21 protein-coding genes are annotated in these 24,974 nt (G+C 44.9%); 9 read left to right on the forward strand and 12 right to left on the reverse strand.

Going from position 1 to position 24,974, the window contains the following annotated elements; all coding sequences use genetic code 11:
- Window positions 1–99: 99 nt before the first annotated feature.
- Entirely contained in the window at window positions 100–870 is a 771-nt protein-coding gene (locus tag BKB51_RS04755) for a carbon-nitrogen hydrolase family protein (protein WP_085899918.1), read from the reverse strand.
- 179 nt (window positions 871–1,049) lie between these two features.
- Here BKB51_RS04755 and BKB51_RS04760 point away from each other — a divergent pair, with 179 nt between their 5' ends.
- The gene (locus tag BKB51_RS04760; RefSeq protein ID WP_085905253.1) at window positions 1,050–1,475 is read left to right on the forward strand and encodes an Lrp/AsnC family transcriptional regulator; all 426 of its coding nucleotides are present in this window, start codon (window positions 1,050–1,052) and stop codon (window positions 1,473–1,475) included.
- Between the two features lie 61 nt (window positions 1,476–1,536).
- On the opposite strand, the gene BKB51_RS04765 is transcribed toward BKB51_RS04760, so the two are convergent.
- The gene (locus BKB51_RS04765) at window positions 1,537–3,708 is read right to left on the reverse strand and encodes a CHASE3 domain-containing protein (RefSeq protein ID WP_158090149.1); all 2,172 of its coding nucleotides are present in this window, start codon (window positions 3,706–3,708) and stop codon (window positions 1,537–1,539) included.
- A gap of 303 nt (window positions 3,709–4,011) precedes the next feature.
- Between BKB51_RS04765 and BKB51_RS04770 the strand changes: the two genes are divergently transcribed.
- Window positions 4,012–5,772, forward strand: a complete 1,761-nt coding sequence (locus tag BKB51_RS04770) for a methyl-accepting chemotaxis protein (RefSeq protein ID WP_085899921.1) — start codon at window positions 4,012–4,014, stop codon at window positions 5,770–5,772.
- An 8-nt stretch (window positions 5,773–5,780) separates the two neighbouring features.
- Here the strand turns inward: BKB51_RS04770 and modC are convergent, their stop codons facing one another.
- The 6 genes from modC to pdxH are packed head-to-tail and all read right to left on the reverse strand — an operon-like array spanning window position 5,781 to window position 10,908.
- Window positions 5,781–6,896 (reverse strand): molybdenum ABC transporter ATP-binding protein, encoded by a 1,116-nt coding sequence (gene modC / locus BKB51_RS04775; RefSeq protein ID WP_245813213.1) that lies wholly within the window; start codon window positions 6,894–6,896, stop codon window positions 5,781–5,783.
- Complete coding sequence (gene modB, locus BKB51_RS04780; protein ID WP_085899922.1) at window positions 6,893–7,558, reverse strand: molybdate ABC transporter permease subunit; 666 nt, start codon at window positions 7,556–7,558, stop codon at window positions 6,893–6,895. Before modB ends, modC begins: the two co-directional genes overlap by 4 nt.
- A 43-nt stretch (window positions 7,559–7,601) precedes the next feature.
- Window positions 7,602–8,411, reverse strand: a complete 810-nt coding sequence (modA, locus tag BKB51_RS04785) for a molybdate ABC transporter substrate-binding protein (protein WP_085899923.1) — start codon at window positions 8,409–8,411, stop codon at window positions 7,602–7,604.
- A 45-nt stretch (window positions 8,412–8,456) separates the two neighbouring features.
- Window positions 8,457–9,248, reverse strand: a complete 792-nt coding sequence (locus BKB51_RS04790; RefSeq protein ID WP_179188063.1) for an SDR family NAD(P)-dependent oxidoreductase — start codon at window positions 9,246–9,248, stop codon at window positions 8,457–8,459.
- Between the two features lie 16 nt (window positions 9,249–9,264).
- A complete protein-coding gene (locus BKB51_RS04795; protein WP_218043949.1) occupies window positions 9,265–10,266 on the reverse strand; it encodes a cation diffusion facilitator family transporter in 1,002 nt (333 codons plus the stop codon).
- Window positions 10,267–10,302: 36 nt separating this feature from the next.
- Window positions 10,303–10,908, reverse strand: coding sequence for a pyridoxamine 5'-phosphate oxidase (gene pdxH / locus BKB51_RS04800; RefSeq protein WP_085899924.1), 606 nt, complete (start codon window positions 10,906–10,908; stop codon window positions 10,303–10,305).
- A 366-nt stretch (window positions 10,909–11,274) separates the two neighbouring features.
- Between pdxH and BKB51_RS04805 the strand changes: the two genes are divergently transcribed.
- From BKB51_RS04805 to BKB51_RS04815, 3 genes are all read left to right on the forward strand, one after another.
- Window positions 11,275–11,742 carry an RT0821/Lpp0805 family surface protein gene (locus BKB51_RS04805; RefSeq protein ID WP_085899925.1) on the forward strand — a complete coding sequence of 156 codons (468 nt, stop codon included), beginning with the start codon at window positions 11,275–11,277 and terminating at the stop codon, window positions 11,740–11,742.
- Window positions 11,743–11,978: 236 nt separating this feature from the next.
- On the forward strand, window positions 11,979–12,932 hold the full coding sequence (locus tag BKB51_RS04810; RefSeq protein WP_085899926.1) for a DnaJ C-terminal domain-containing protein: 954 nt from the start codon (window positions 11,979–11,981) through the stop codon (window positions 12,930–12,932).
- Window positions 12,933–13,049: 117 nt separating this feature from the next.
- Complete coding sequence (locus BKB51_RS04815; protein ID WP_085899927.1) at window positions 13,050–13,373, forward strand: chaperone modulator CbpM; 324 nt, start codon at window positions 13,050–13,052, stop codon at window positions 13,371–13,373.
- A 65-nt stretch (window positions 13,374–13,438) separates the two neighbouring features.
- Here BKB51_RS04815 and BKB51_RS04820 read toward each other — a convergent pair whose 3' ends face one another.
- Both BKB51_RS04820 and BKB51_RS04825 read right to left on the reverse strand, forming a co-directional pair.
- Entirely contained in the window at window positions 13,439–14,428 is a 990-nt protein-coding gene (locus BKB51_RS04820; protein ID WP_085899928.1) for a questin oxidase family protein, read from the reverse strand.
- Window positions 14,429–14,473: 45 nt separating this feature from the next.
- Window positions 14,474–15,730, reverse strand: coding sequence for a YihY family inner membrane protein (locus BKB51_RS04825; protein ID WP_085899929.1), 1,257 nt, complete (start codon window positions 15,728–15,730; stop codon window positions 14,474–14,476).
- A gap of 184 nt (window positions 15,731–15,914) precedes the next feature.
- Between BKB51_RS04825 and fabI the strand changes: the two genes are divergently transcribed.
- From fabI to BKB51_RS04840, 3 genes are all read left to right on the forward strand, one after another.
- A complete protein-coding gene (gene fabI, locus BKB51_RS04830) occupies window positions 15,915–16,754 on the forward strand; it encodes an enoyl-ACP reductase FabI (RefSeq protein WP_047764497.1) in 840 nt (279 codons plus the stop codon).
- 91 nt (window positions 16,755–16,845) lie between these two features.
- Complete coding sequence (aroC, locus tag BKB51_RS04835) at window positions 16,846–17,928, forward strand: chorismate synthase (RefSeq protein WP_085899930.1); 1,083 nt, start codon at window positions 16,846–16,848, stop codon at window positions 17,926–17,928.
- Window positions 17,929–18,049: 121 nt separating this feature from the next.
- Entirely contained in the window at window positions 18,050–20,356 is a 2,307-nt protein-coding gene (locus tag BKB51_RS04840; RefSeq protein ID WP_125911789.1) for a spermidine synthase, read from the forward strand.
- Between the two features lie 7 nt (window positions 20,357–20,363).
- Here the strand turns inward: BKB51_RS04840 and hemH are convergent, their stop codons facing one another.
- Both hemH and rlmD read right to left on the reverse strand, forming a co-directional pair.
- Window positions 20,364–21,395, reverse strand: a complete 1,032-nt coding sequence (gene hemH, locus BKB51_RS04845) for a ferrochelatase (protein ID WP_085899932.1) — start codon at window positions 21,393–21,395, stop codon at window positions 20,364–20,366.
- Between the two features lie 190 nt (window positions 21,396–21,585).
- Window positions 21,586–22,917 carry a 23S rRNA (uracil(1939)-C(5))-methyltransferase RlmD gene (gene rlmD, locus BKB51_RS04850; RefSeq protein WP_085899933.1) on the reverse strand — a complete coding sequence of 444 codons (1,332 nt, stop codon included), beginning with the start codon at window positions 22,915–22,917 and terminating at the stop codon, window positions 21,586–21,588.
- Window positions 22,918–23,163: 246 nt separating this feature from the next.
- On the opposite strand from rlmD, the gene sppA reads away from it, so the two are divergent.
- On the forward strand, window positions 23,164–24,972 hold the full coding sequence (gene sppA, locus BKB51_RS04855) for a signal peptide peptidase SppA (protein ID WP_085899934.1): 1,809 nt from the start codon (window positions 23,164–23,166) through the stop codon (window positions 24,970–24,972).
- Window positions 24,973–24,974: the final 2 nt, after the last annotated feature.

Here is a 24,974-nt window from a genome sequence, read left to right on the forward strand (position 1 = left end):
TTTATTAGAGAAGAACATGACAAGAGGCACCGGATTGGTGCCTCTTTACTTTTGAGCACTTTTAAATCTTGCTATACTGGCTCACAAAAGCAACTCCCCCTAATCCGCTACGTATCGGGGATAAGTTTTCTTTGATCTTTCAGCAAAATCTATGTCAACATCTGCAGTCACAAAAGGATTTTCAGGTGTTGCTGTCGCCAGCACATTACCTTCGGGATCAATAATCCAGCCCAGCCCTCCAAGATTATCCCCCTCTCCTTTTGGGTTATAAAGGTTAGAAGACAGGCAATAAGCCCCTGAAACAACAGCCGCTGCACGCCCGCCAGCAAGCCACTTTTCCGTCGAGCCATGCGGCGTGGCCCGTGGAACACACAACAGATGCGCTTTTTGCTTTGCATAGGTTCTTGCATGCTCAAAGAACCACATTTCAGTACAGATCGTAACTCCAATGCGGACGTCATTATAACGTGCTGTTGAAAAGATCTTATCCCCACGGTCATACCAGGTCGCTTCCCAGTAATCTTCTTCGTCTGGCAAGTTCCATTTATCGTGAAACTCGACGAGATCCTGATTTTCTTGCCAGAGATAAGCACGATTTCTTCTGCGCCCCTTATCAAAAGCAGGGCGCGTTCCCATCACTGCCTTTGCCCCAAGTTCATCCAAACGCGCAATCATTTTTTGGTGTGCTTCTACGGCTTCGAACCATGCTTCTGCTGTCGGCTTGTTGGAAGCCGCTAACCATGGCGAAAAAGACATTTCAGGAACGAGAACAAACTCGGAATTATTTTTTTGCACATGTTCCGCCAGGCTTAAAAAGCTGTCTTCAACTTTTTCTGCGCGATTATCAAACTGGCAAACGGTAACTTTCATAACTTCACTCACTTATATAACAGATTAAGAATACCTCCTCTAAGAAGGTGTTTTCCACATCTGGGTTTCTGGTTCGATGAGAAGTATTACGTGGTATCATGCAAACAAATAGATATATATTTGCGTACAAACTGATTAATATCTTTCAAAATGCTCAAACAATAGATCATTATGTACAAATGATAGATAACACTGATCAGGAACTCATTGCTCTTTTGCGACAGGATGCCCGCCAACCTGTTGTATCGCTCGCACACAAGCTTGGCATTTCCCGCGCGACAGTTCAAAATCGTATAGACCGGCTTGTCGAAAAGAAGGTTATTCAAGGCTTCACGATTAAAACCTCTAACGCTGACGCCCAGGCACCTATCAGAGCACAGGCCAGAATTAAAATGCGGTCAAAATCTAACAAACGGATTATGGCTTATCTCGCGGGACGAACCGAGATAGTTGCCGTTCACACGATTAGCGGCCCATACGATATTCTTGTAGATGTCCATACTCAATCATTAGAAAATCTGGATAGTGCCCTAGCGGACATCAGAACTCATGAAGATGTGATGGAAACAGAGACAAACATTCTTCTCGCCACACACTACCAGTAGTCACCACGGATACAAAAAAGGAGAGCCAAAGCCCTCCTTTTGCACATTATGGCAAAGTCCTCTACACCGCTCGGATTGCACTCAGGAAACTCTCAACCTCGCCACGCAAGTTATCTGCTTTGCTATTCAACTCACGCGTAGCGACAGAAACCTGTTCTGATGCAGCACCCGCATCATTTGCAGCAAGACTGACTGATTCAATATTGTTTGTAACTTCACCCGCACCGTTTGCTGCCAACTCAATATTTCTTGAAATCTCAGATGTCGCCGCGCCCTGCTCTTCAACAGCAGAAGCAATAGCAGAAGCAATCTGGTTTATTTCATTAATAGTAGAGGTAATGGACTGAATTGCAGTGACCGCACTCTTGGTATCGGATTGAACAGCATCAATTTGTGATGATATCTGTTCTGTTGCTTTTGCCGTTTGATTGGCAAGGTTTTTAACTTCACTTGCGACAACAGCAAAACCCTTACCCGCTTCACCAGCCCGCGCAGCTTCAATCGTAGCGTTAAGCGCCAAAAGGTTGGTCTGTTCGGCAATATCTGAAATAAGGCTCACGACGTCACCAATTTGATCAGCCGTACTTGCAAGACCTTGAATCTGTTGATCTGTTTTACCAGCTTCTGCAACCGCCTTGCTGGTAATTTCAGAAGACTGGTTAACCTGCTGACTAATCTCTTTAATTGAATAGGATAGCTCTTCGGTGGCACTGGCAACCGACTGTACATTAACCGATGCTTCCTGCGCCGCACCAGATACCACGGTTGCACGATCTTTCGTTTGTTGCGCAATATCAGACATGGAACTCGCTGTACCTTCCATTTCTGAAACCGCTGTACCCACAGATTCCAAAAGAACGGAAACGCCGCTATCAAAGTCTTTGGTCAACGATGAAATTTTATTGGTTCTTTCTTCTCGCAGCTGTTGTACCTCAGCCTGTTCTTTCGCCAATTCTTCTGACTTGATAATATTATCTTTAAAGACTTGCACGGCTGTTGCCATTTCTCCGACCTCATCACCGCGATCTAATCCGGGAATATCAACATCCTTCTCGCCACCAGCAAGGCGTCCCATCACACCAGTCATTTGCTTAATAGGCTGTGCAATACCACGCCCAACAAGTATGCCCAGTCCCCCACCAAGAAGTATCGCAACAACAGTTGCCGAAATAATCACGGTATTTGTCGCGGTAACAGTATCGTCTGTTTCGGCCTTAAGGCTCTCCAGTTGAGCCAGTTCATTTGTTGCAAAGTCAGCCATTGATGAACGAAAAGCGGTAAAATATTCTTCGCCTTTTGCTTCACCAACCCGATCAGCCATGTCGTCCATGGTTTTGGCAGAACCAATTTTTCTTCGAAGTGTAATCAGAGGCTCGACAACTTTCACTTGCCACTCTTGAACTGTGGCCTCTAGTTGTTTGAGCAGTTCAACCTGATCCTTATTATCCTTAAGAGCAGCCTTCAGATTTTCGGTAATCTTGAACAGCTCAACACTACCGTCTGTATATGGCTTCAGAAAATCTTCCTGCCCGGCAAGAAGATAGCCCCGCATCCCGGTTTCCATGTCCACAGCCGCTTTGAAAACCGCATTTGCCTGAATGATAACGCCATTGGTTTCATTCACTTCTTTCAGCATCTTGCCAACGGATTCAGCATCGAGTTTCGTGAACATCAAAACAGCATCAATTTTCTTCTGCCGCTCTGCCCGCTGTGTGACAACCTGCTTGATAAGGCCTTCAATTTGGCTTTGTACCTTTTCAAAATAAACCTTGCCCTTATTTTCTGCCACCAGACGCGCCATATCGTTCATGGTTTCGGCATCACCTATTTGTCGGCGCAGGTCAATCGACGGCCCCGTAACAACATTCTGCCATTCTTTCAGAGTTGCTTCGGCTTCATTTAACAGAGCCAGCTGTTCAGGATTCTCCCCAATATGGTCTTTTAATCTGGCTATCTTCGCATAGGTTTCCTCTTGCCCCTGTTCATAAGGGAGCAGAAAGCTGTCCTGCCCGGCCAACAGGTATCCCCGCATTGATGTCTGCATATCTACAGCGGAGGCAATAACATCTGTCATTTCTTCCAGTGTTTCGTGTGCCGACTCAACATTTCTTGTAGCTGTCGAAATATTACCAATCGAGGTAAAACTAACCAAGCTAATAACAACAAGTAAAACGAGAGGAATAGCCACGCCAATTAGAATTTTAGGCATGGTTTTAAGGGATGACCATTTCATAGAACTACTACCTGGGACATTATTATTTTGCTCAGAACCATAACGAATCATAATTACCAAGATATTAATTCTATTTATTAGATAAAAATTTACCTATTCTTTAATGATTTTGGGTATAAGACGGTGAGCAAAACACCAGATAATGTATACATAAAAAAACACATTATCACTTAAGAACGCTACAAATTTAGTAGTCTGTTAATAAAATTAGTTTAACGACTACATACTATAGCATGTAATTAAAGAAAATATACCTAAATTGCAGCCACTTGAAGTATGTAGCCCACGACGGAGTTTTATGTAGTGAAAAATATAAACAGACCCAAGTTGAGTGTAAGTGCAAAGATATTGGGCGTCATCGCGCTCTGCCTCATGTCCTTGATCGGCGTTTCTGGATTTTCAATCTATCAGATGCAACAGATCGGTACAGAGTTAGAAGGTATAGCTGAACGGGATATTCCACTAACCAACATACTAACAAAAATCACGACCCACCAGTTAGAACAGACTGTCAGCTATGAGCGTGCGTCAAAATATGGTGAGCATCGCAAAGATGATCCTCATCTTGGAAAGCTTTACGATAAAGCTAAAAAACACTTCCAAGAATTAACCATACTCGTCGATGCAGAGATCATCAAAGGCGAAGAAATTGCTGCAATGGCCCTAGCCAATGCACATGGTGAAGTTGAACGTAAAGAGTTTAAACATGTTCTTGATGTATTGAAAAAGATAGAGCAGGAACACCATGACTACGACAAGCATGCAAATGAAATATTCAAGCTGTTAGAGGCAGGTGAGAACAAAAAAGCCATTGTTCTTGAAGAAAACTTTGAAAAGGAAGCTGAGCAGTTAGTACATGAACTTGAAGAACTACTCTTCGAAGTTGAGCAGTTTACTGCCTTGGCTGCTTTAACAGCAGAACAGCATGAAATATTTGCCCTGCGTATTCTTATCATTCTAACAATTGTCGTTCTAATACTTGCTTCATTAATTTCCTATGTTCTTGTCCGAAAAAATATAACCTCCCCCCTGGGAAAGGTTGTTGCCGCCATCGAAAACTTGCTGGCTGGCGACACTAAAACGCCTGTAGAGATTGTCAGTAACGATGAAATCGGTAAAGTCGCTAAAGCCCTCAACATCTTTCGGGAAAAGCTTGCTGAAAACGAAGAGCTTCAAATAGAAGCAACAGCACAAAGAGAACGGGCAGAAAAAGCAGAAGAACAAGCACGGCTCGATATGGCGCAAAATCTTGAAGATACTGTCGGACATGTCATTCAGTCCGTTGCAGCCGCAGCCACAGAAATGAATTCATCTGCTGAAGCCCTGAGTACAATCGCTAAATCAACTGATTCGCAAGCACTCGCAGTCGCTTCTGCTTCAGATCAAGCATCACAGAATGTGCAAACAGTTGCCTCAGCAACAGAAGAGCTTTCCTATTCTGTACAGGAAATTACGCGCCAGATAAACGAATCATCAACGATTACAGAACAAGCTGTCACCGAAGGGGAAAGCGCCAACTCTACGGTCCAAGGTATGGCGGAGATGGCTGATCGTATTGGTTCTGTCGTCAGCCTCATCAACGACATTGCAGAACAAACTAACCTTCTTGCCCTGAACGCAACTATCGAAGCCGCACGCGCAGGTGAGGCTGGTAAAGGCTTTGCCGTTGTTGCCAGTGAAGTTAAAAACCTTGCAAATCAAACCGCCAAAGCAACGCAGGAAATTTCTGAACAGATAGCAGAAATGCAGAACGTTGCCGGGAACACGGCTGAAGCTATCGGAAATATCAGCACGACCATTAATAAAGTGAACGATATCACCAAACAGATAGCCAGTGTTGTGCAAGAACAAGAAGCAGCTACTCAGGAAATTTCACTTAACATTCAACAAGCATCACAAGGAACACAGGAAGTTTCGAACAGTATTTCCGAAGTTAAAAACGGTGCGTCACAAACAGAAACGAACGCACAGGAAGTTTTATCTGCGACTGGAGAGCTTTCGCTACAATCAAATGTTCTGAGCACAGAAATTGATAAATTTCTTGTAAACTTGAGATCAGCGTAAATACGGTGTCAAGAACGTAACGTACCGCCGATCATGGAAACCGATTTCACCTGAGCATAGATATTTTGCCCAACGTGAAAATCAAATTTTCGTAATGATCTCTGCGTGATCCGAGCTAAAAATTTAGCACCAACCTGCTCTTGGTGTCCGACGGACAAAAGTAAATTACATCGGGCACCATCTAACAGGTGAATATCCAAAATACGAGCTGGCACAACATTCAATATAGTGGTTTCCGATGGTTTTCCCTGTGCCAAGCTCACATCGGTCGCAGCAATAGATATCCGGTGTGTACTGCCAACTCCCCCCAATTCTCCGGGAATTTGAAGCGAACCGCCTAGGGCTTGAACTTCTGTAATTCTATCCGCTTCGGAAAATGATATAACCTCAACATCAAGCACAGAAGACGTCTTTGGTCCCTCTGCAATAAACAGGCTTGGATCAGAAAGAACGTCACTTAACTGCCCGGTCGTCACTATCTTTCCCCGATCCATAAGAATCATATGATCGGCCAGTCTCTCAACTTCTTCCGTATCGTGACTGACAAATATCATGGGGATATCAAGTGTCTTAAACAAACGATCCAGATAGGGAATGATTTCATTTTTGCTGAACCTGTCCAGCGCCGCTAAAGGCTCATCCATCAACAAAAGCTCTGGCCCTGATAACAAAGCACGACCAATAGCCACTCTCTGACGTTCTCCGCCAGATAAATGATGCGTAGAACGATCCAGAAGTTCCTTTAAGCCCAGAAGATCTACAAGGTCATCTATTGGCACAATATCAGACCGCGTCCCCGCTCTTTTCTGTCCAAAAAGCAAATTTTCAAGAACAGACAAGTGCGGAAATAAACTCGCGTCCTGAAAGACAAAACCGACAGGTCTTTTATAGGTTGGCAAGAAATGATCATCATCTTGCCAGACCTGCCCTTTAACAGACAAATATCCGTTATCAGCTTGGGAGAGACCAGCCAAGTATCTCAGGACGGTTGTCTTACCACATCCTGAACGACCAAAAAGTGCTGTGACCCCACGTGCAGGAAGCTTGAATTCAACCGTAAGATCAAATTGATCCAAAGGACCAGAAAACTTCGCAACAATGCCATTATCGCTAAAATCCATCATCGCAATCGACGCCCCAGTTTTTTCTCTAGAATCATCATGCTCAGGATAACAAGAAACGAGAAAACAAGAAGCCCTGCCGAGAGAATGTGCGCCTGCCCCCACTCCAACGCTTCAACGTGATCATAGATGGCAACCGAAAGTACCTTGGTCTCCCCCGGTATGTTGCCCCCGATCATCAAGATAACTCCGAATTCCCCAACCGTGTGGGCAAACCCCAGGACTGCACCAGTTAACAAGCCCGGTCTGGCCATGGGTAACGCAACAGAGAAAAAACTGTCCAGCCGCGATGCCCGTAAGGTCGCGGCAACTTCCAACGGACGATCCCCAATTGCCTCAAAAGCATTACGGATCGGCTGTATCACAAACGGCATGGAATAGATAACAGACCCAACAACCAGCCCCGCAAAGGTAAAGGGCAAGGCCCTGCCAAAGAGTGCGGTCGTGATTTGTCCAATCGGACTATCCGGCCCAAGGGCAATCAGCAGATAAAAGCCCATCACTGTCGGAGGAAGAACAATTGGTAGAGCAACAATTGCGGCAACTCCTTCCTTCCACCAGACTTTAGATCGTGCCAGCCACCATCCAACAGGGGTTCCCAACACCAGTAAAATAACTGTTGTGATAAAAGCCAGCTTTACTGTGATCCAAATAGGATCCCACATATATAAAACTCCCCCTGAAAGGCTTTCTTGGTGAAATTAAGCTCTACCTTGGCTCAAGAGTGTACCCGAATTTTTTAATGATAACAGCCGCATCTCTACTTTTCAGATAATCCATAAAAGCCAAAGCAGCTTTGTTCGATTGTCCCTTTTTTAAAAGAACTGCATCCTGCCCCAAAGGTTCATAATCTTCTTGGGGAATAAGCCAACTTTCACCACGCGGACTGCCCAGAACCTGTGCATTGGCAACCACAGCCAGCTCTGCATTACCTGTGTAAGCAAATTGATAGGTTTGGGCGATATTTTCACCATAAACAATCTTCCCCTGAAGTTGTTCATAAACCCCAAGGTTCTTGAGATATTGTTCTGCTGCAAGGCCATAAGGGGCCGTCTTGGGATTGGCAACGGCAAGACGGGTTATTTGGCCCCCCTTCAACAAGCTTGGAATGATCTCAACACGAAACTCCTTATCACCCAGAAGTTTTTCATCCCGTGTCCAAAGAGCAATCTGCCCATAAGCATAGGTAAAGCGAGTAGATGACACGCTGAAACCATCTTGTTCCAACTTACGCGGACGGACACGGTCTGCCGACAGGAAAACATCGAAAGGTGCGCCATGAATAATTTGCGCATATAGTTTGCCCGTTGAGCCAAAGGAAAGAACAGCTTCGTGACCAGTTCTTGCCTTAAAGTCTTCCGCGAGCGCTTTCCCCGTCGCCGTAAAATTGGCGGCAACAGCAATATTAACCTTTTCAGCTAAGGCAGGCGAAACAGTAAATGCTACTCCAGACAGAAAAAGAATAACAAAAGCTAACTCTTTATAAAGCTTGCCCAGATAAGCCCTAATTGCCTTCATCCTCTTGAAAATTCGTTTTTATAATAAGCGTTAAAAACGCAGAATTTAGAATAGATGCTGACCACCTGTGACGAAAATTTCAGTTCCCGTTACGTAACCAAAATTTGGTGTGCACAATTGATAAACGGCTGAGGCAACTTCACTTGGTTCGCCCATTCTATTCATTGGAATTCTAGGGATCAGGGCTTCGTATTCCTCCCCAATCATTGCGGTTTCAATTTCCCCCGGTGCGACCGCATTAACCCGAACCCCGAACTGGGCAAACTCAACGGCGAGTTCGCGAGTAAGAGCAGAAAGGGCAGACTTGGATGTAGAATAAGCAGATCCAGCGAAAGGATGTACCCCATGACCCGCAATAGACGTGATATTAACGACCGCCCCTTCTCCCTTGCCTAAAGCGGACGCAAAACCACGACATAACATCAAAGGAGCAAAGAAATTCAATTCGAAAACTTCCCGCCAGGTATCGACATCCCCATTCAAACAACCTAACCGCTCTTTATAAGACGTTTTTGGGGAAACCGCTGCGTTATTAACCAACGCATGAATGGGCTCGCCATCCAGAATTTCATTCGCACGGTCGATAAAGCTCTGCGTACTGGCAGTGTCATTCAAATCGGTAACGATATGGTCCGCCCAGTTAGGATCGCGTTTACAGTGGTCGGGGACATCCTCGCGGGAACAGGTAATAACTTTCCAGTTTCTCTGACTAAAATACTGAACTGTTGCATGGCCAATTCCTCGGCTCGCGCCCGTCAAGATCAAGGTCTTACGGCTATCTGAATTATTACCATCAGAAGCGTTGTCTTCGGCATTGTTGTTGGAATTATTATTCATAACGCCCAATTTTCCTTTACCCTGCATTTGCAGTTTCGTCGCCGGGGTCGGCATTTTTCTTTTGTATATTTTTCTGGACTTCTATCCCGTAAGGTTCCTGCAGAACAATAATTTCTGCATGCGGATATATCTGGCAAATTTCACGATCTACCTCTTCAGCAATATCATAGGATTGCGCCAAACTGATGGCACCGTCCAATTCCATATGAAACTGAATAAAAAGGTCCGGCCCAGATATTCGGGTTCTTATGTCATGGACCCCGAGAACCTCTTCATGTGCCAGTATCAGACCTTCAATTTTTGTCCGCTCTTCATCATCTAGTTCTCGATCCATCAACATATCCAGCGCCTTTTTCAAAACACCCCATGCATAGGTAAGAATGTACAAAGAAATTACCAAGGCAAAAACCGGATCGATCCAGGGAAGGTCGAAATAAAAGCCCAGAACCAGCGCCAGGATCACAACGCCATTCACGACCATATCCCCGACATAATGCAAGGCATCAGCCTGAATAGCGACTGACCCCGTTTCCCTAACAACATAGTGTTGATATCTGGTCAGAACAAACGTTGTCAGGATAGAGAAAACCATAACGCCAATGCCGACACTGCTATTCTCAACAACATGAGGGCTGGAAAATCTTTCCCCCGCCTGTAACATCAAAAAGATCGCAGATCCGGAAATAAAAGCCGCCTGTGCCAAGGCCGCCAACCCTTCAGCTTTTCCATGCCCAAAACGATGTTCATTATCCGCGGGAGTCAGGGCGTGTCTGATTGCCAAAAGGTTTAAAAGCGAAGCCCCGGCATCTAGCAAGGAATCAACCAATGTTGTCAGAACAGATACAGACCCGGTGTAAGCCCAGGCCGATAGCTTGGCCGCAATCAAAATCAAAGCAGCAGTAACAGCTGCGTAACCAGCCCTTTGCATCAACTGTGCAGTTCGTTCGCGTTGGCTTCTCGTTTGAGGATCACGCATTTTGTTTTTTTGCGGGTTGGACTTTTGAACGCTATCGGTCATGGAACGATCCACTATTCCTAATTCCAGGGTCCTATTTTAGGGGAAAAGACGTTCGGTGTTCCACTGTCCGTTTTGTTTTACGTCTTCCGTTGAGTAGACCAGTCGGTCGTGTAATCTAAACGGACCATCCTGCCAAAACTCAATACGTGTTGGACAGACGCGAAAGCCCGACCAATGCGGCGGACGAGGCACTTTTCCCAAACCATATTTTGCCGCATATTTAGCGACTCTTTTCTCTAACTCAAAACGCCCTTCTAAAGGACGGGATTGGTCACTGGCCCAGGCACCTATTTGACTCTGTTTCGGACGGCTAGCAAAATATTCATCGGCTTCTTCCGGTGTTACTTGCTCGACAAGTCCTTCGATGCGGACAGAACGACGAACAGACTTCCAATGGAACATCAAAGCGGCCTTGGGATGCGCAATCAACTGCTCACCTTTTCGGCTTTCGTAGTTTGTATAAAACACAAAACCCTGACGATCCCAGTCTTTAAGCAAAACCATCCGTGAAGATGGCATCCCGGTTTCATCAACAGTGGACAAGCTCATCGCCGTCGGATCATTGAGTTCTTTTTCCTCAGCCTCTTTTAACCAGGCGTCAAAAACATCATAGGGATCAGAGGGAGTGTTATCGCGGATCATTAAAAACTGCCTTTTTGCGAGAAGCCATACGCAAGAATAGTATTAGAATGCTTTATCAGAACAAGGTAGAAGCCACAACACTATCAAGTGCGACATCTTTGTGAAGTTTTTCTGTAAAACCAAAAAGAAATAATCGTGACACAAAAATCATGATAAAATCCAGCCTGCGACGCAGATCCGAAATACTGGCCCGAAATACAGATCAGAAACACAGATATGTCACAGAAAGGACCTTGGGGCCATAATAGTGCCTCAATTACCTTTTATTTGATATGTTGAAACTTAAGCATTCGTGTGTGTAAGAACAAGATACTCAGCGATTTCTTCACGTACAATGCAGACAGATAACTACAAGAGAGCAAGACGATGAAAGTCAAAGCAAGTATAGCAGTCCTATTGATAGCCTTGTCGACGACAGCCTGTTCAAACGATACCGGAATTAAACAAACCGTTGGCGGTTTAGGTGGCGCCCTGGCTGGTGGCTTACTCGGTGCTCAATTTGGTAAAGGCTCGGGCCAAATCGTCGCTGCCGCGGCTGGTGCTGTAGTCGGTGGTTTTCTGGGAAGCGAGGTCGGACGCTATATGGATGATGAAGACAAGCGCAAAGCAGATACAGCCTACAATCAGGCTCAAGCAGCTCCTGTTGGACAAACCATTGCTTGGAACAACCCGGATTCAGGAAATTCAGGTACTGTAACCCCTGTCCGTGATGGTACCTCTTCCGAAGGTAAATATTGTCGCGAATATCAGCAGACAGTTGTTATCGGCGGAAAAACGGAAGAAGCCTATGGCACAGCCTGCCGTCAAGAAGATGGTTCCTGGGAAATTCAGTAGGCACTCGTAAATAGAAAACCAAACTCAAGCTCAAAGGCCCTGTTCAATGCAGGGCCTTTTTGTATCTGCTTTCAAAGCAGAGGTTTTACAAACACGGCTTAGTCGTCAAAGTTAAAGGAGATTTATTTCTCCCCCTTTTAAACTTATGTTTAATTTATTACATTAGCTTTGCACAAACGTGTATAACACGGCTTATGTATTACCTTTATAACGTTTGAATGGTTTCATCCGCGACAATGAAAGACCTCTATCAAATCCTCGGCACCAGCAGGACCGCTTCTGATGCGGAAATTAAATCTGCATACCGTAAGCTCGCCAAAAAATATCACCCTGATCTTAATCCGGATGACAAGGCTATTGAGCAAAAATTTAAAGAGGTATCTCAGGCATATGGCATTCTTGGCGATGCCAAGAAAAAGCAACAGTATGACCGGGGGGAGATTGATGCTTCAGGGCAACAACAAAATCCGTTCCATTCCGGCTACACACATCAAGGGCATCCCCGAAGTGGCGCCGCAGGGCAAGGCGGAGGTGGTTTTGATTTTGGCCAGGAAATGGACATCGGAGATATCTTTTCCGACCTTTTCGGTGGAAGGAGACAAGGTCCTCGTGGTGCAGGTGGTGCCAGAGGTGGCGTTCCCAAACGTAAAGGCAGCGATGTAAAATACGAATGTACGGTAAACTTTGTCGAGGCGGCTGCCGGCGCAAAGAAACGCATTAACCTTGCCGACGGAAAAACACTGAATGTAACTATTCCCCCTGGGACTGATAACAAACAGGTTTTACGCCTGAAAAATCAAGGATTGCCAGGTAAGGGCGGTGCGCCAAATGGGGACGCACTGGTTGAAGTCAAAATCGAAGCCCATCCGATGTTCACCCGAAAGGGTTATGATGTTCATCTCGATGTTCCCATTACTCTTATGGAAGCCGTCGAAGGAACAACCCTGACCGTGCCGACAGTAACAGGCAAAGTAAAAGTAAAAGTCCCTGCAGATTCAAATACCGGCACTACTTTGCGCTTAAAAGGCAAAGGGGTTGATGATATCAAGGGACATAACCGGGGGGATCAATTGATCCGACTGATGGTGACCTTGCCGAAAGAAACGGATAAGGAGCTTCGAGACTTCTTGCGCAACTGGGCAAAGTCAAAAGATTATGACCCGCGCAAAGATACCGGTATTTTCGATTAACCAAAGCAGCAGATACACAGCTTGCATTTAAAGCGCACAACGCCTAAATAGTGCCGCTGTGATTAATAGATCAGCAACCTGAGGCTATCGCAGCTTTGGATAAAGGACCCAAAAAGTATGAAAACCTTTGATGAAATCGTCATTGATCAGGACGTCAGTGGTTCAGAACTATCCAACTGGATCGAAAGTAACTGGGTTATGCCAACTCAGGAAGATGGCACCCTTATCTTCACTGACGATGATGAAGCACGTGTAAAACTCTTACGTGAACTTATACATGAAATCGGTGCCAACTATGAAGCCATGCCCGTCATTCTTCGTAGCATGGATCAGGTTTATAACCTGCGGAAACTGCTTGGTGCTCTGGCTTCTGCTATTCAGGAACTACCCGCTGATGCCCGTCAGGATCTTGAAAATATTATTCGAAACCAAGGCCTGTAGAGCCTGGCTCTCTATCTTAGGTTACACACTTAAAACAAAGGCGTTTCTACTGAAACGCCTTTGTTTTATTTCGAAAGCCAGCACGAGGCAGCATCCAGGTATCGCACATCGTCGTAATGGCGATATTCTTCCAGACAACTATATACAAACTTAATGTCGTGACTATCCGTTGCCGATACTCCTCGTTTCTTCAATTCTTCTACTGTTAATCTTGTATATTTATGAGACCAGTCATTGGCGGTAAAATCACCATTCGGGATTGTCAAAATCGCTGCAATTATCCCAGAACAAAGTTGTCGCAAAAATGTTGCCTGATTATCGATATAGGGCAAAACAAGTCTAGCTGCATGCGAAGCCGTCACTGTATGCAAGGCTGTGAAATTATTCGTATGAAGAAAGACTGTTAAACCTAGCTGCCTCAACTGATCCAGAGATAGATCAGAGACATTAAAAGCGCGTAAAACATAGGACTGTCTTATTTCGTCCTCTGCGTTGATCCGCATCTGACCGAATATAGCTTCATTACTAGGTAATGGTTCGAGCTCCCCATCCAATTTTTTTGCTAATATTTCTGCGCCCAAATCTTCGACAGTATCATTAGAGAGGGAATTCTCTGCGGTATCATCTGGAACAACTACGAGATGAGAATCAGCCCAATAAGCCAGCCCAGCCGCGACCTCGGAAACATCCTGAGCATCAATTCCATAGGAAGTGCGAATAAGGGCATGAAAAGCACTTGCAGATACCCCTTTGGCAAGAAGATCCAGCTTGGGTAGCGTTTTCCCGATCGCAACATGCTTCTTGAAATATGCTAAATAACCAACATAGTTCTGTCGATTGCCAAGTAGGGTTTCAAAATTATCATCCGCGATCTCAACAACGGTTCGTTCTGAAGAATTACGTTCCAGATATCTTAGCGATCCAGATTTGAAATCCTGCAACTGTTGTTCGCTGCCCCCCAACCTTTTCAACGCGAACGAAGCCATAGGACTGTGGTTGGAGAAATGCGATGGCCCATACTCAGGTGCATAAACTTCAGCATGAGGTTTAGTCATAACACGAATTTTCCTGTTGAATAGATCAATATATCGAAGCTCAACCTACTCAGCTTTCTGTAGGATTTCTTTGAGACTTTTATCCCGTATGTCTTTTGGGTTTTCTTCCAAAACATCAAGAACGTCCCTAACCCCTTCCGGCCACTTACGCTTGGGGTCATAGTTCAAATCCATTTCATGAAGCAGATCACCCAGTGTTACGGTTTCCAAATCACGGCAAAGCACCCAACGTCCTCGCCCTGTACGCTCGGCAATGTGCATATCTTTCAAATCAGACAAAACTTCCGCTGTTGCCTGTAGGTCCGCAGGAAGACCCCGCATCATGACGGTCTCTTTCAAGGTCGCGCCAACCCTTCCGGCACCTTCCAGCTTTTGCAACAAAGCTATCGCCAAAGACAATCGGTCACCAATCCCCTCTCGCTTGATATCTTTGCGCAATGCGGCCCGTCTTTCAGGTAAAGCCGCTGTAATTTCAGCACCCAGCAGTACAACAACCCAGGAAAGATACATCCAAATCAGGAAAATCGGAATTGTTGCCAACGCGCCATAAATAGCCTGATAAGAAGGGAAATATTGCAAATAAAGTCCAAAGCCTCGCTTAAGCAACTCAAACAAAGTTGTTGAGACAATACCACCAACCAAAGCATGAGAAAACAAAACAGGACGGTTGGGTACAACCAGGAAAAGAATGGTAAAAGCTGTACAACCAAGAAAAATTGGTGCGAGCAATGTAACCAACGAACTGGTACGCCCGGATTGATCTGCAAGCTCAGCAATAGCAAAACCATAGCTCGATACGGTTAAGGATGCCCCCAACATCAATGGCCCAAGTGTTAAAAGAGCCCAATAAACCAAAATCAAATTGAAAATAGGGCGGCGTTCGTGAACACGCCAAATACTGTTAAAAGAATTAGAGATTGTGTAAAGCAGCATAATTGCCGTTACAGCCAGCGCCAACACACCGATTGTTGTCATGTTCTTTGCATTATCGACAAAGGCATTCAACTGCTCGCTGATTTCAATTTCGGCTGACGGTAGAAGATTATTAAAAAGTGTGGCTTGCAACTCACCTCTGGAATCTTCGAATCCCGGAAAGGCAGAAAGTAACGCCAGAGCAATCGTCATCATGGGCACAATTGCCAAAAGGGACGAATAACTTAACGATGCAGCCACTCGTGTTCCCTTATCTTTCCCAAAGCGTTTAAAGACATAACTCACAAACAGAAAAGCATCATCCAGATTCTCTTTTTGAAATACCGCGCTCAGAGCCAGTGACAAACGTCGGATTTTCGAATCTACCATCTAAAGTTGCCCTCAAAATTCAACCATTTTGACATTTCTTGTTAACTATCGCTGGCAGAAAGCTAAATTCCCAGCTAAAAGTCAGAAAAAGTACTCTACATGTCGCCAAATCTTTGACCAATCCCGGCAATGTTGTAGGATGCTGCACTTTAGTTTTCAGGACAATCTCACAGTGAGGAACCCGATGTCCAACCCACAACCGTTGATGGCTGGTAAACGCGGCCTAGTAATGGGCGTTGCCAATGACCGCTCTATCGCCTGGGGGATCGCCAAGGCGGTTGCTGACCAAGGCGCAGAACTGGCTTTCACCTATCAGGGCGATGCCTTGAAAAAACGCGTTGCGCCGCTCGCCGAATCAGTTAACTCAGATATTCTTTTGCAGTGTGACGTTACCGATGACGCCAGCGTCAAAGCTGTTTTTAAAGAAATTGAAGAAAAATGGGGCAAACTGGATTTCCTAATCCACGCTATTGCCTATGCTGATAAAGAAGAACTCAAAGGCAAGTATCTCAATACAAGCCGTGAAAACTTCCTTCAGAGCATGGATATTTCCTGCTACTCCTTCACATCGATTGCTCAGCATGCTGCGCCATTGATGACCGAAGGCGGCAGCATGGTCACATTGACCTACTATGGCGCCGAGCAGGTTATGCCGCATTACAATGTAATGGGTGTTGCCAAAGCTGCACTTGAAGCATCTGTACGCTATCTGGCTGATGATCTTGGCCCGGATAACATCCGTGTTAACGCCATTTCTGCAGGTCCGATCAAAACACTTGCAGCTTCCGGTATTGGTGATTTCCGTCACATCCTGAAATGGAATGAGCTGAACTCACCTATGCAGCGCAATGTTAGTATTGAGCAAGTCGGTGGCGCAGGCCTTTACCTTCTGTCTGACATGTCCGGTGGTGTAACGGGTGAAATTCATCACGTTGATTCCGGCTATCACGTCGTTGGTATGATGAATGTGGACAAAGCCCAAGAGCTTTCAGAATTGCTGAGTAATTTTAACCCGCAATCTTAAAATCTCTGCTGAAAAGAAATATATAAAAAGGGAGCGCGGCTGAGCTGCCGCTCCCTTTTTAATTCAAACGATCTAACGCTGCGAGAGCATCATGGCTGGTAATACTTTTGGTGAAATTTTCCGTTTTACAACCTGGGGCGAAAGTCACGGCCCGTCAATTGGTTGTGTTGTCGACGGAACCCCGCCGCTTATCGATATTTCCGAAGAAGAAATCCAGGTCTATCTGGATGCGCGTAAACCCGGTCAAAATCGCTTTACAACACAGCGAAAAGAACCAGATAACGTTAAAATCGTTTCCGGTGTTTTTGAAGGTAAAACAACAGGCACCCCTATCGGCCTGATTATCGAAAACACGGACCAGCGATCCAAGGACTATGGCGATATCGTCAAAAAATTCCGTCCGGGCCATGCCGACTTCACCTATTGGGAAAAATACGGCATCCGTGACTATCGCGGCGGAGGCCGTTCTTCTGCCAGAGAAACAGCCATGCGCGTTGCCGCAGGTGCAATCGCTCGCAAAGTACTGAACACTCAGATTGAAAGGGGCGTACAAATTCGTGGTGCCCTGGTTCAGATGGGTCCTCATAAAATTGATCGGGCGCGGTGGGACTGGAACGAAGTTTCCAACAATCCTTTCTGGTGTCCAGATCCGATTGCGGCAAAAGAGTGGGAAACCTATCTGGATTCAGCCCGAAAAGCCGGCTCTTCACTTGGCGCTGTCATCGAAGTTGTGGCTTCCAATGTACCTGTCGGGTTGGGTGACCCTGTCTATGACAAGCTGGATTCCGATTTGGCAAAGGCCATGATGTCGATCAACGCAGTCAAAGGTGTCGAAATTGGTGATGGTTTTGAAACTGCTGCCTATAGTGGCGAAGAAAATGCCGATGAAATTCGCATGATCGATGGCAAACCACATTTCACGACCAACCATGCTGGCGGTATACTCGGCGGCATTTCCACGGGCCAAGATGTGGTCGTCCGCTTCGCTATCAAGCCGACCAGTTCAATCCTGACACCTCGCAAAACAGTGACAACAGACGGCGAAGAAACCGATATCTTCACCAAAGGTCGCCACGATCCCTGCGTCGGTATTAGAGGTGTTCCTGTTGGAGAAGCCATGATGGCGATAACGCTCGCAGATCACTGGTTGCGCCATAAAGCCCAAAATAGATAATTTACAAACAAAATATAATCTAAGACAGCTTTAATGCACTGTAAGAGGTTGAATTAAAGCTGTCTTAACCTGTGATCAATACTATCCATTACTCTGTATTAGAGGGACAGTTTTGATCACGATGAATAGTAAAAACCACGCCGTAGATACGCAATCGAGCACATTCCTTCGCTATCTTTTTATTGTCACTCTTTGCTCTAGTGCATTTTTGCTATTTCTGATCCAGCCAATGTTTACAAAGTTGGTACTTCCGTTACTCGGGGGCGCACCGGCTGTTTGGAATACTGCGATGATATTTTTTCAATCCGCGTTATTGGCCGGCTATCTCTATGCACACCTTCTGTCATCTGCTTTTAAATTGAGAAACCAGATAATTATTCATCTGTTTTTGATGACAATGGCAATTCTGTTTTTACCAATAACAATTCCAGTTGGCTATGAAACTCCGTCAGAAAGCTGGCCTACGATATGGTTACTTGGCCTTTTTACAGTTGCTATAGGCCTTCCGTTTTTCATTATTTCAGCGAATGCCCCGCTTCTACAAAGTTGGTTCCGCTTTACACGAGACAAAGATTCGCACGATCCTTACTTTCTCTATGCTGCAAGCAATATCGGAAGTATTTCTGCCCTAATAGCCTATCCGCTATTTATAGAGATTAAGTTTGGCCTCATAACCCAAACATTACTTTGGTCCTATGGCTTCGTCGGTTTACTTATTTTAATTTTAATCTGCGGGATTTCATTAAAAAACACGTCTAAAAACCAAAGTTATTCGCTAGAGAATCAGGCAAAAAATAATAACGAATCACCCCCAAAACTAAAAAATTATTGTAAATGGGTAATTTTAGCCTTTGTTCCCTCATCACTTCTTCTTAGTGTCACCAATAAAATTACGACAGATCTAATTTCTACTCCTCTCTTGTGGGTCATCCCCTTGGCTCTGTATCTCTTAACATTTGTGATTGTTTTCTCTCGAAACCCAATTATTCCTCATAAAATAATTACATCTGTCGCGCCATATTGCTTAATTGCAACAGCATTCTTAAGTATGTCAACGACACATGCAGAAACAATATTTCTTTTTGTTATAGGTAATTTAAGTAGCTTTTTCCTACTCGCCCTTTATTGTCATGGGCTTTTGGCAAAAGCTCGGCCAAATGCAAAGTATTTGACAAACTTTTACATTGCTATGTCTTTTGGCGGAGTTTTAGGCGGCATTTTCATAGCAATAATCGCCCCACTAATATTCTCAAATATTTACGAATACGCATTATTATTAGCAACTCTCGGCTTTATGATGCCTGTAAAAGCTCAAACAGCTATTGAGATTATTAACAAAAGGATTGGTAAAAGAGCACATAGCTATCTAGCAGATTTTATATTCTCAATAACTGTATTAGGACTAATTATCCTCGTACAACAGTTACACTCTGATGCGATAGCAAACAAATTGGTAACCATTGCTATTCTAACCATTTTATTCCTACTTTTGCTTGAAAGTACGGGGCGTCCCTTACGACTTACACTATGCATAATAATTGGCCTTTTTATTATTCCATATATAAATGGTGCACTAGGAAAATTCATATTCGAGGAACGTAGTTTTTTTGGTGTTTATACAGTTAAAATTGAAAACAAAGAACATAATAAAAACGATTTACAAGCCCCAGAAATTGTTCATGTAGCAACGCATGGCACGACTGTACACGGCATACAAATACCAGGTAATCCGAGTCCTTTAAGCTATTATCATAACGAAACTGGTTTAGGAAATCTGTTTGAATCGTACAAAATCAACAATAAGGCCATTAAAACAGTCGCTTCAATTGGATTAGGTACCGGGACAACGGCCTGTTACCGTCAGCCAGGACAAAAATGGACTTTTTTTGAAATTGATCCTCTTGTAGAAACCATGGCCAGAAACACTGAACTTTTTACCTATATGAACAAGTGTGCGGGCAACACAGACGTCATCATAGGAGATGCTCGTCTTTCACTTAGAAAAATTCCGAATAAATCATATGACTTGCTAATCGCGGATGCATTCTCTTCTGATGCAATACCCGTTCATTTATTAACAAAAGAAGCTTTTGAACTATATAAAAACAAGATCAAAGACAGTGGTGTTATAATTCTACACGTATCAAATCGTTATTTTGAGCTTGAGCATATTGTGACAACAACAGCAAAAGTATCAAACCTTAAAGCACGTGTTTATCACTACGAACGAAACAAAGAAAACGCACAAAAACACCCTTACCGCTTCTCTGCGTCTTGGATAGCAATGGCTCAAAGCACGGAAACTTTAGATGATCTTATCCCATTGGGCACCCACCCTGAGGGGGGTGGTTGGCAAGAATTAATTGCCAACCCAACAATTAAACCATGGACAGATGACTATTCCAACGTTCTTTCAGCTCTCAAATGAATACAATCTATATCCAGCCCTGAAGTTCACGTACCGTAATCTCTTTAATGACATTCATGCCACCAACGCTATCATTCAAGCATGGAATGAAGGCAAAGTTTTCGCCGCCATTGTCCAAAAAGGCTTCGCGGACTCCAATATCAATTTCTTCCAGCGTTTCAACACAATCAACCGAGAAACCCGGCGTCAGGATAACCAGGTTTTTCACACCATTGCGGGCCATCTCTTCCACAGTTGGCTGCGTATAGGGTTTCAACCATTCCTTTGGTCCGAACAAAGACTGAAAACACAGTTTCAGTTTGTCTTCTGACCAGCCTAACTTTTCACGCAACAAGCGTGCTGTCTTGGCACAATGGCAATAATAAGGATCACCTTTTTCGTGATACTCCACCGGAAGACCATGAAAAGACGCAATGGTTACATCCGGCTTCCAGGATAGCTTCTCTATGCCTTCTTTTACTGATGTCGCCAAAGCATCAATATAAACAGGCGCATCATGGTATGCAGGAACACAGCGAACAGACGGCTGCCAGCGCATGGTTTTCAGGGTATCAAAGCATTTGTCATAAGCCGTCGCGGTCGTGGTCGCAGAATATTGGGGATACAGAGCAAAGAGAAGAATACGATTACACCCTTGCTTCTGAAGGTCTTCTATCCGTTCTTTAACCGCAGGATTTCCATAGCGCCATCCCCAATCAACGATCACATTCGGATATTCTTCTGCGAGAGCTGTCTGTAGTTTCTCTGCCTGATCCCGTGTAATGGTACGAAGAGGAGATTCGTCTTTTTCTTTGTTCCAGATTTCCTTGTAAGCCTCCCCGCTTTTACTTGGGCGGGTTGTCAAAATAATGCCCTGCAGTATTATTTGCCAAAGCCACTTTGGAGCCTCAATCACCCGGGGATCACTCAAAAATTCGCTCAGATAGCGACGCATAGACCAATAGTCTGTGCCATCTGGCGTTCCTAGATTCATTAAGAGAACACCAACTTTTTCAGCCGGTATTTGTGGGTGATTTTCGGGGATAACTTGCATGGTCATAAAATATCAAAGGCCTGAAAATTCTAGAAGGAAGCTCTGCAGATCATCTAATTAAATAACAGTTTTCAAAACCATATAAGTAAATGACAAACCTGCAAAGCTCGGATTTGTTGCTTTTAGCAATCGCGCCAGAATGCCTCATGCAAAGGGATAAATATTATTTAGGAACAGGGCCTGATCCTACAAGCCCTTACCCATCGTTTTCATCTTCATCATCACCAAAATCGTCCAGTTCAAAACACCCCACAACTTCAAGGTGACCGCTCCATATAAATTGATCGACAGGTGTAACTTCTTTAAGGGCATAACCGCCTTCGACCAATATCCTTGCATCACGAGCAAAAGTGTTCGGATTGCATGAAACATAGATAATTGTTCTGATATCAGATTGAGCCAATTCATAACACTGTTCTTTCGCGCCGGTTCTTGGTGGATCCAGTACCACACAATCTCCGCCCTGAAGCTCATCTGCGGTTACAGGGTCTTTAACAAGATCACGACAATCAGAGGTGATGCGATGGAGTGTATCGTTTCGACGCGCAGCTGACGTCAGAGCTGTAATCGCTCGTTCATCCCCTTCTACAGCATGGACTTGTGCACGTTTAGAAAGCGGAAAAGTGAAGGTTCCACACCCGGAAAACAAATCAGCTACTGTTTCCAACTCTTCCGGTAAATATCCCAAAACCAAATCCGTAAGAGCATCCTGCCCTTCCTGGCTTGGTTGCAAAAAAGCACCTTCGGGTGGCAAAACCTGAATATCACCAAATTTTTGATAAGGATTATCCCTGATCGCAACAGGTTCTGGCTCCTGTTTCGGACGTCCCCAAGCAAAACGTGCTACAGAATATTTTTCTGCAAAGGCCGTAATAGCTTCGCGGCCTTCCAACACCAGCTTGGCATCTGTCACAACCAAGATATCTGGTCCCGCCGAAGATCCAATAACTGTAATATCAGCTTTGGTCTGTTCTGGCCCCAGCAATACTTTCAAGAGTTCGCGAAGGGGATCAACCAGTCTGCTTAATTCCGATGTAAGTAACTTACAGTCAACAAGATTAACAACCTTGTGACTTTCCCGTTCATGAAACCCGAGGTCGATCTTCTTACCCCGTGCCGCAGCAGCAAAAACAGCGCGACGTCTCGTGCCCGCTTCAATTTGGATAAGATCTGCAACTTCGCCCCCGCTAAATCCTTTACGGGTTAGTGCCTGAACAACAGCATCTCTTTTCCATGTTCTGTAAAAATCAGAGGCAACGTGTTGCACTGTACAGCCCCCACAGGGACCAAAATGCTCACACGGCGGATCGACATGGTTCGCCCCCAGCTCTTGAAGCTCTATTATTTCAGCTTTAAATCCACCGGACCGTTCGCCGATAAGTTTTACGCGCAATTGATCACCAGGCATCGTCATCGGAACATAAACAGGGCGTCCCTCATGATCGGCAACCCCATCCCCACGCGCACCGAGCGTATCGATTGTTATCTCTATCTGCTTTCCGCCGCCACGGCGCGCCTTACGTCTCATTCTTCCTGACACCTGATTTTGGTTATATTATCACTGCGTTACATGCAGGATCATTTTGCGCCAATCTAACAGTTTTTTGATAAGCCGCAATCGCAAGCATCATCTTTTACAAACAGCCTTGAAGAAATCTCGGTTACATTGAGGTTAAATCCGGAACTCTCCGCATCCGAAGCTTGCAAAAATAGCGTTGGCCTATCATCTTTATCAACAACCATATCACTTTATAAATTCCAGGTTCTTAAATTCATGTCTTTTCTTAGATTTATCTTCAAAGGTATCGTCGGGCTCTTTGCTGCCCTAGGCCTCCTTGTTATTCTCCTTGGTGTACTCATTGGTGTCTCTCTCAACAATGTCGAAGATATTGGTAAGGCAGTGGACAATCAGAGCCTGCCACAGGAAATGATTCTGACAATTGACCTTTCAGAGGGTTTATTCGAAGGCCCAACCAAAGCGTCTTACTTCAGTAATTCATTCCAGCCGGGATTACCCTTGCATGATGCAATTGACGCCCTGTACCGCGCCCAAGACGATAATCGTGTCAAAGGTCTTTTGATAAAAGCAGGTCAGGGACCCTTGCAACTCGCTCAGGCACAGGAACTCAGAAAAGCAATCCGCGCCTTTACCAAAACAGGTAAATGGACAGCTTCATTCGCTGAAACCTACGGCGAAGCCGGGCATGGAACGTTGCACTACTATCTCGCCAGCGCTGCGGAAAGCGTTTGGGTGCAGCCATCTGGTGATCTGGATATCTCAGGTTTTAGCATGGAGAGCCCCTACTTGCGTCCTGTTCTGGATGAACTTGGCATTCTTCCCCAGTTCAGCCAACGCCATGAGTACAAAGGCGTGATGAATATGTTCACAGATGACCATATGCCTGCCCCTGTAAAACAAAATACACAAAGTGTTCTGAATTCTATCTTTGATGTTATTGAAAAAGAAATTTCCATTAGCAGAGAAAAACCGGGTGAAATCGGTAACCTTATGGACAGATCACCATTTAGCGCTGTTGAAGCCATTGATGCTGATCTGGTTGACCGTGTTGGCTATTGGGATGAAATTACAGATGAAGCACTAACAGGCGATCGTGAATTTGTACACCTTGCCGACTACGCCATGAGTACAACACCAGAGATTTCAGAAGGCGCATCCAGAATTGCTGTGATCTATGGTATTGGCGAAATTCATCTCGGGCAAAGCCAAGGCGACCCCTTCTTTGGGGGTGGCATGACCATGGGGTCAGATACCATTGCTCAGGCAATCTCTGATGCCATTGATGACGATTCAATCGAGGCTATTATTCTAAGGATAGATAGCCCCGGGGGATCCTATGTCGCATCAGACGTAATGTGGCGCGAAGTTGTACGGGCCAAGGAAGTTGGCAAGCCTGTGATTATTTCTATGGGCGACGTCGCGGCATCTGGCGGCTATTTTGTATCTGCACCTGCACACAAAATCCTCGCCAATCCAGTTACGATTACCGGATCAATCGGTGTTGCTGGTGGTAAAATGGTTCTCACGGATCTCTGGGATAAAGTCGGTGTAAAGTGGGATGGCGTAAAGGCCGGAGAAAACGCAGATCTCTATAGTGCAAACAAAGCCTTTACCAATGAAGGTTGGGCGCGCTTGCAAGGATCTCTTGATCGCATTTACGAAGACTTCACAGTTAAAGTTGGCGAAGGTCGAGGCAAAAGCCAGCAAGAAATCCACACAATTGCCAAGGGGCAAATCTGGAGTGGAGCTCAGGCAAAAGATAATGGGTTGGTTGATGAGTTAGGCGGTTTTAGAGAAGCTATTCAGGTAGCCCGTGAAGCAGCAATGATCAGCGAAGAGCTTGATCATCAACTTGTTTATTTCCCTGAACCCAAAGATCCCATTGAAGAGCTTCTGGAAAATGCGATGGGCGGGCAAATGATTCTAACAGACCCTGCTGTTGTTAAATCATTAAGCACACTGGTCAAAATAACTTCACCGGTTTTGAAAACCTTTGAGCAAACTGTTCAGGACCCGAGAAGAAATGTTCTAAACTCTCGCGTCACGCCCATAGGACAGCAATAGCA

Source organism: Kiloniella majae, from assembly GCF_002118315.1.
Taxonomy (GTDB): domain Bacteria; phylum Pseudomonadota; class Alphaproteobacteria; order Kiloniellales; family Kiloniellaceae; genus Kiloniella; species Kiloniella majae.

Excerpts from the sequence above, each read along its gene's own strand:
- BKB51_RS04755 (WP_085899918.1), bottom strand. The coding sequence starts at position 870 with ATGAAAGTTACCGTTTGCCAGTTTGATAATCGCGCAGAAAAAGTTGAA.
- BKB51_RS04760 (WP_085905253.1), top strand. The coding sequence starts at position 1,050 with ATGATAGATAACACTGATCAGGAACTCATTGCTCTTTTGCGACAGGAT.
- BKB51_RS04765 (WP_158090149.1), bottom strand. The coding sequence starts at position 3,708 with ATGAAATGGTCATCCCTTAAAACCATGCCTAAAATTCTAATTGGCGTG.
- modC (WP_245813213.1), bottom strand. The coding sequence starts at position 6,896 with ATGATGGATTTTAGCGATAATGGCATTGTTGCGAAGTTTTCTGGTCCT.
- modB (WP_085899922.1), bottom strand. The coding sequence starts at position 7,558 with ATGTGGGATCCTATTTGGATCACAGTAAAGCTGGCTTTTATCACAACA.
- modA (WP_085899923.1), bottom strand. The coding sequence starts at position 8,411 with ATGAAGGCAATTAGGGCTTATCTGGGCAAGCTTTATAAAGAGTTAGCT.
- BKB51_RS04790 (WP_179188063.1), bottom strand. The coding sequence starts at position 9,248 with ATGAATAATAATTCCAACAACAATGCCGAAGACAACGCTTCTGATGGT.
- BKB51_RS04795 (WP_218043949.1), bottom strand. The coding sequence starts at position 10,266 with ATGACCGATAGCGTTCAAAAGTCCAACCCGCAAAAAAACAAAATGCGT.
- pdxH (WP_085899924.1), bottom strand. The coding sequence starts at position 10,908 with ATGATCCGCGATAACACTCCCTCTGATCCCTATGATGTTTTTGACGCC.
- BKB51_RS04805 (WP_085899925.1), top strand. The coding sequence starts at position 11,275 with ATGAAAGTCAAAGCAAGTATAGCAGTCCTATTGATAGCCTTGTCGACG.
- BKB51_RS04810 (WP_085899926.1), top strand. The coding sequence starts at position 11,979 with ATGAAAGACCTCTATCAAATCCTCGGCACCAGCAGGACCGCTTCTGAT.
- BKB51_RS04815 (WP_085899927.1), top strand. The coding sequence starts at position 13,050 with ATGAAAACCTTTGATGAAATCGTCATTGATCAGGACGTCAGTGGTTCA.
- BKB51_RS04820 (WP_085899928.1), bottom strand. The coding sequence starts at position 14,428 with ATGACTAAACCTCATGCTGAAGTTTATGCACCTGAGTATGGGCCATCG.
- BKB51_RS04825 (WP_085899929.1), bottom strand. The coding sequence starts at position 15,730 with ATGGTAGATTCGAAAATCCGACGTTTGTCACTGGCTCTGAGCGCGGTA.
- fabI (WP_047764497.1), top strand. The coding sequence starts at position 15,915 with ATGTCCAACCCACAACCGTTGATGGCTGGTAAACGCGGCCTAGTAATG.
- aroC (WP_085899930.1), top strand. The coding sequence starts at position 16,846 with ATGGCTGGTAATACTTTTGGTGAAATTTTCCGTTTTACAACCTGGGGC.
- BKB51_RS04840 (WP_125911789.1), top strand. The coding sequence starts at position 18,050 with ATGAATAGTAAAAACCACGCCGTAGATACGCAATCGAGCACATTCCTT.
- hemH (WP_085899932.1), bottom strand. The coding sequence starts at position 21,395 with ATGACCATGCAAGTTATCCCCGAAAATCACCCACAAATACCGGCTGAA.
- rlmD (WP_085899933.1), bottom strand. The coding sequence starts at position 22,917 with ATGAGACGTAAGGCGCGCCGTGGCGGCGGAAAGCAGATAGAGATAACA.
- sppA (WP_085899934.1), top strand. The coding sequence starts at position 23,164 with ATGTCTTTTCTTAGATTTATCTTCAAAGGTATCGTCGGGCTCTTTGCT.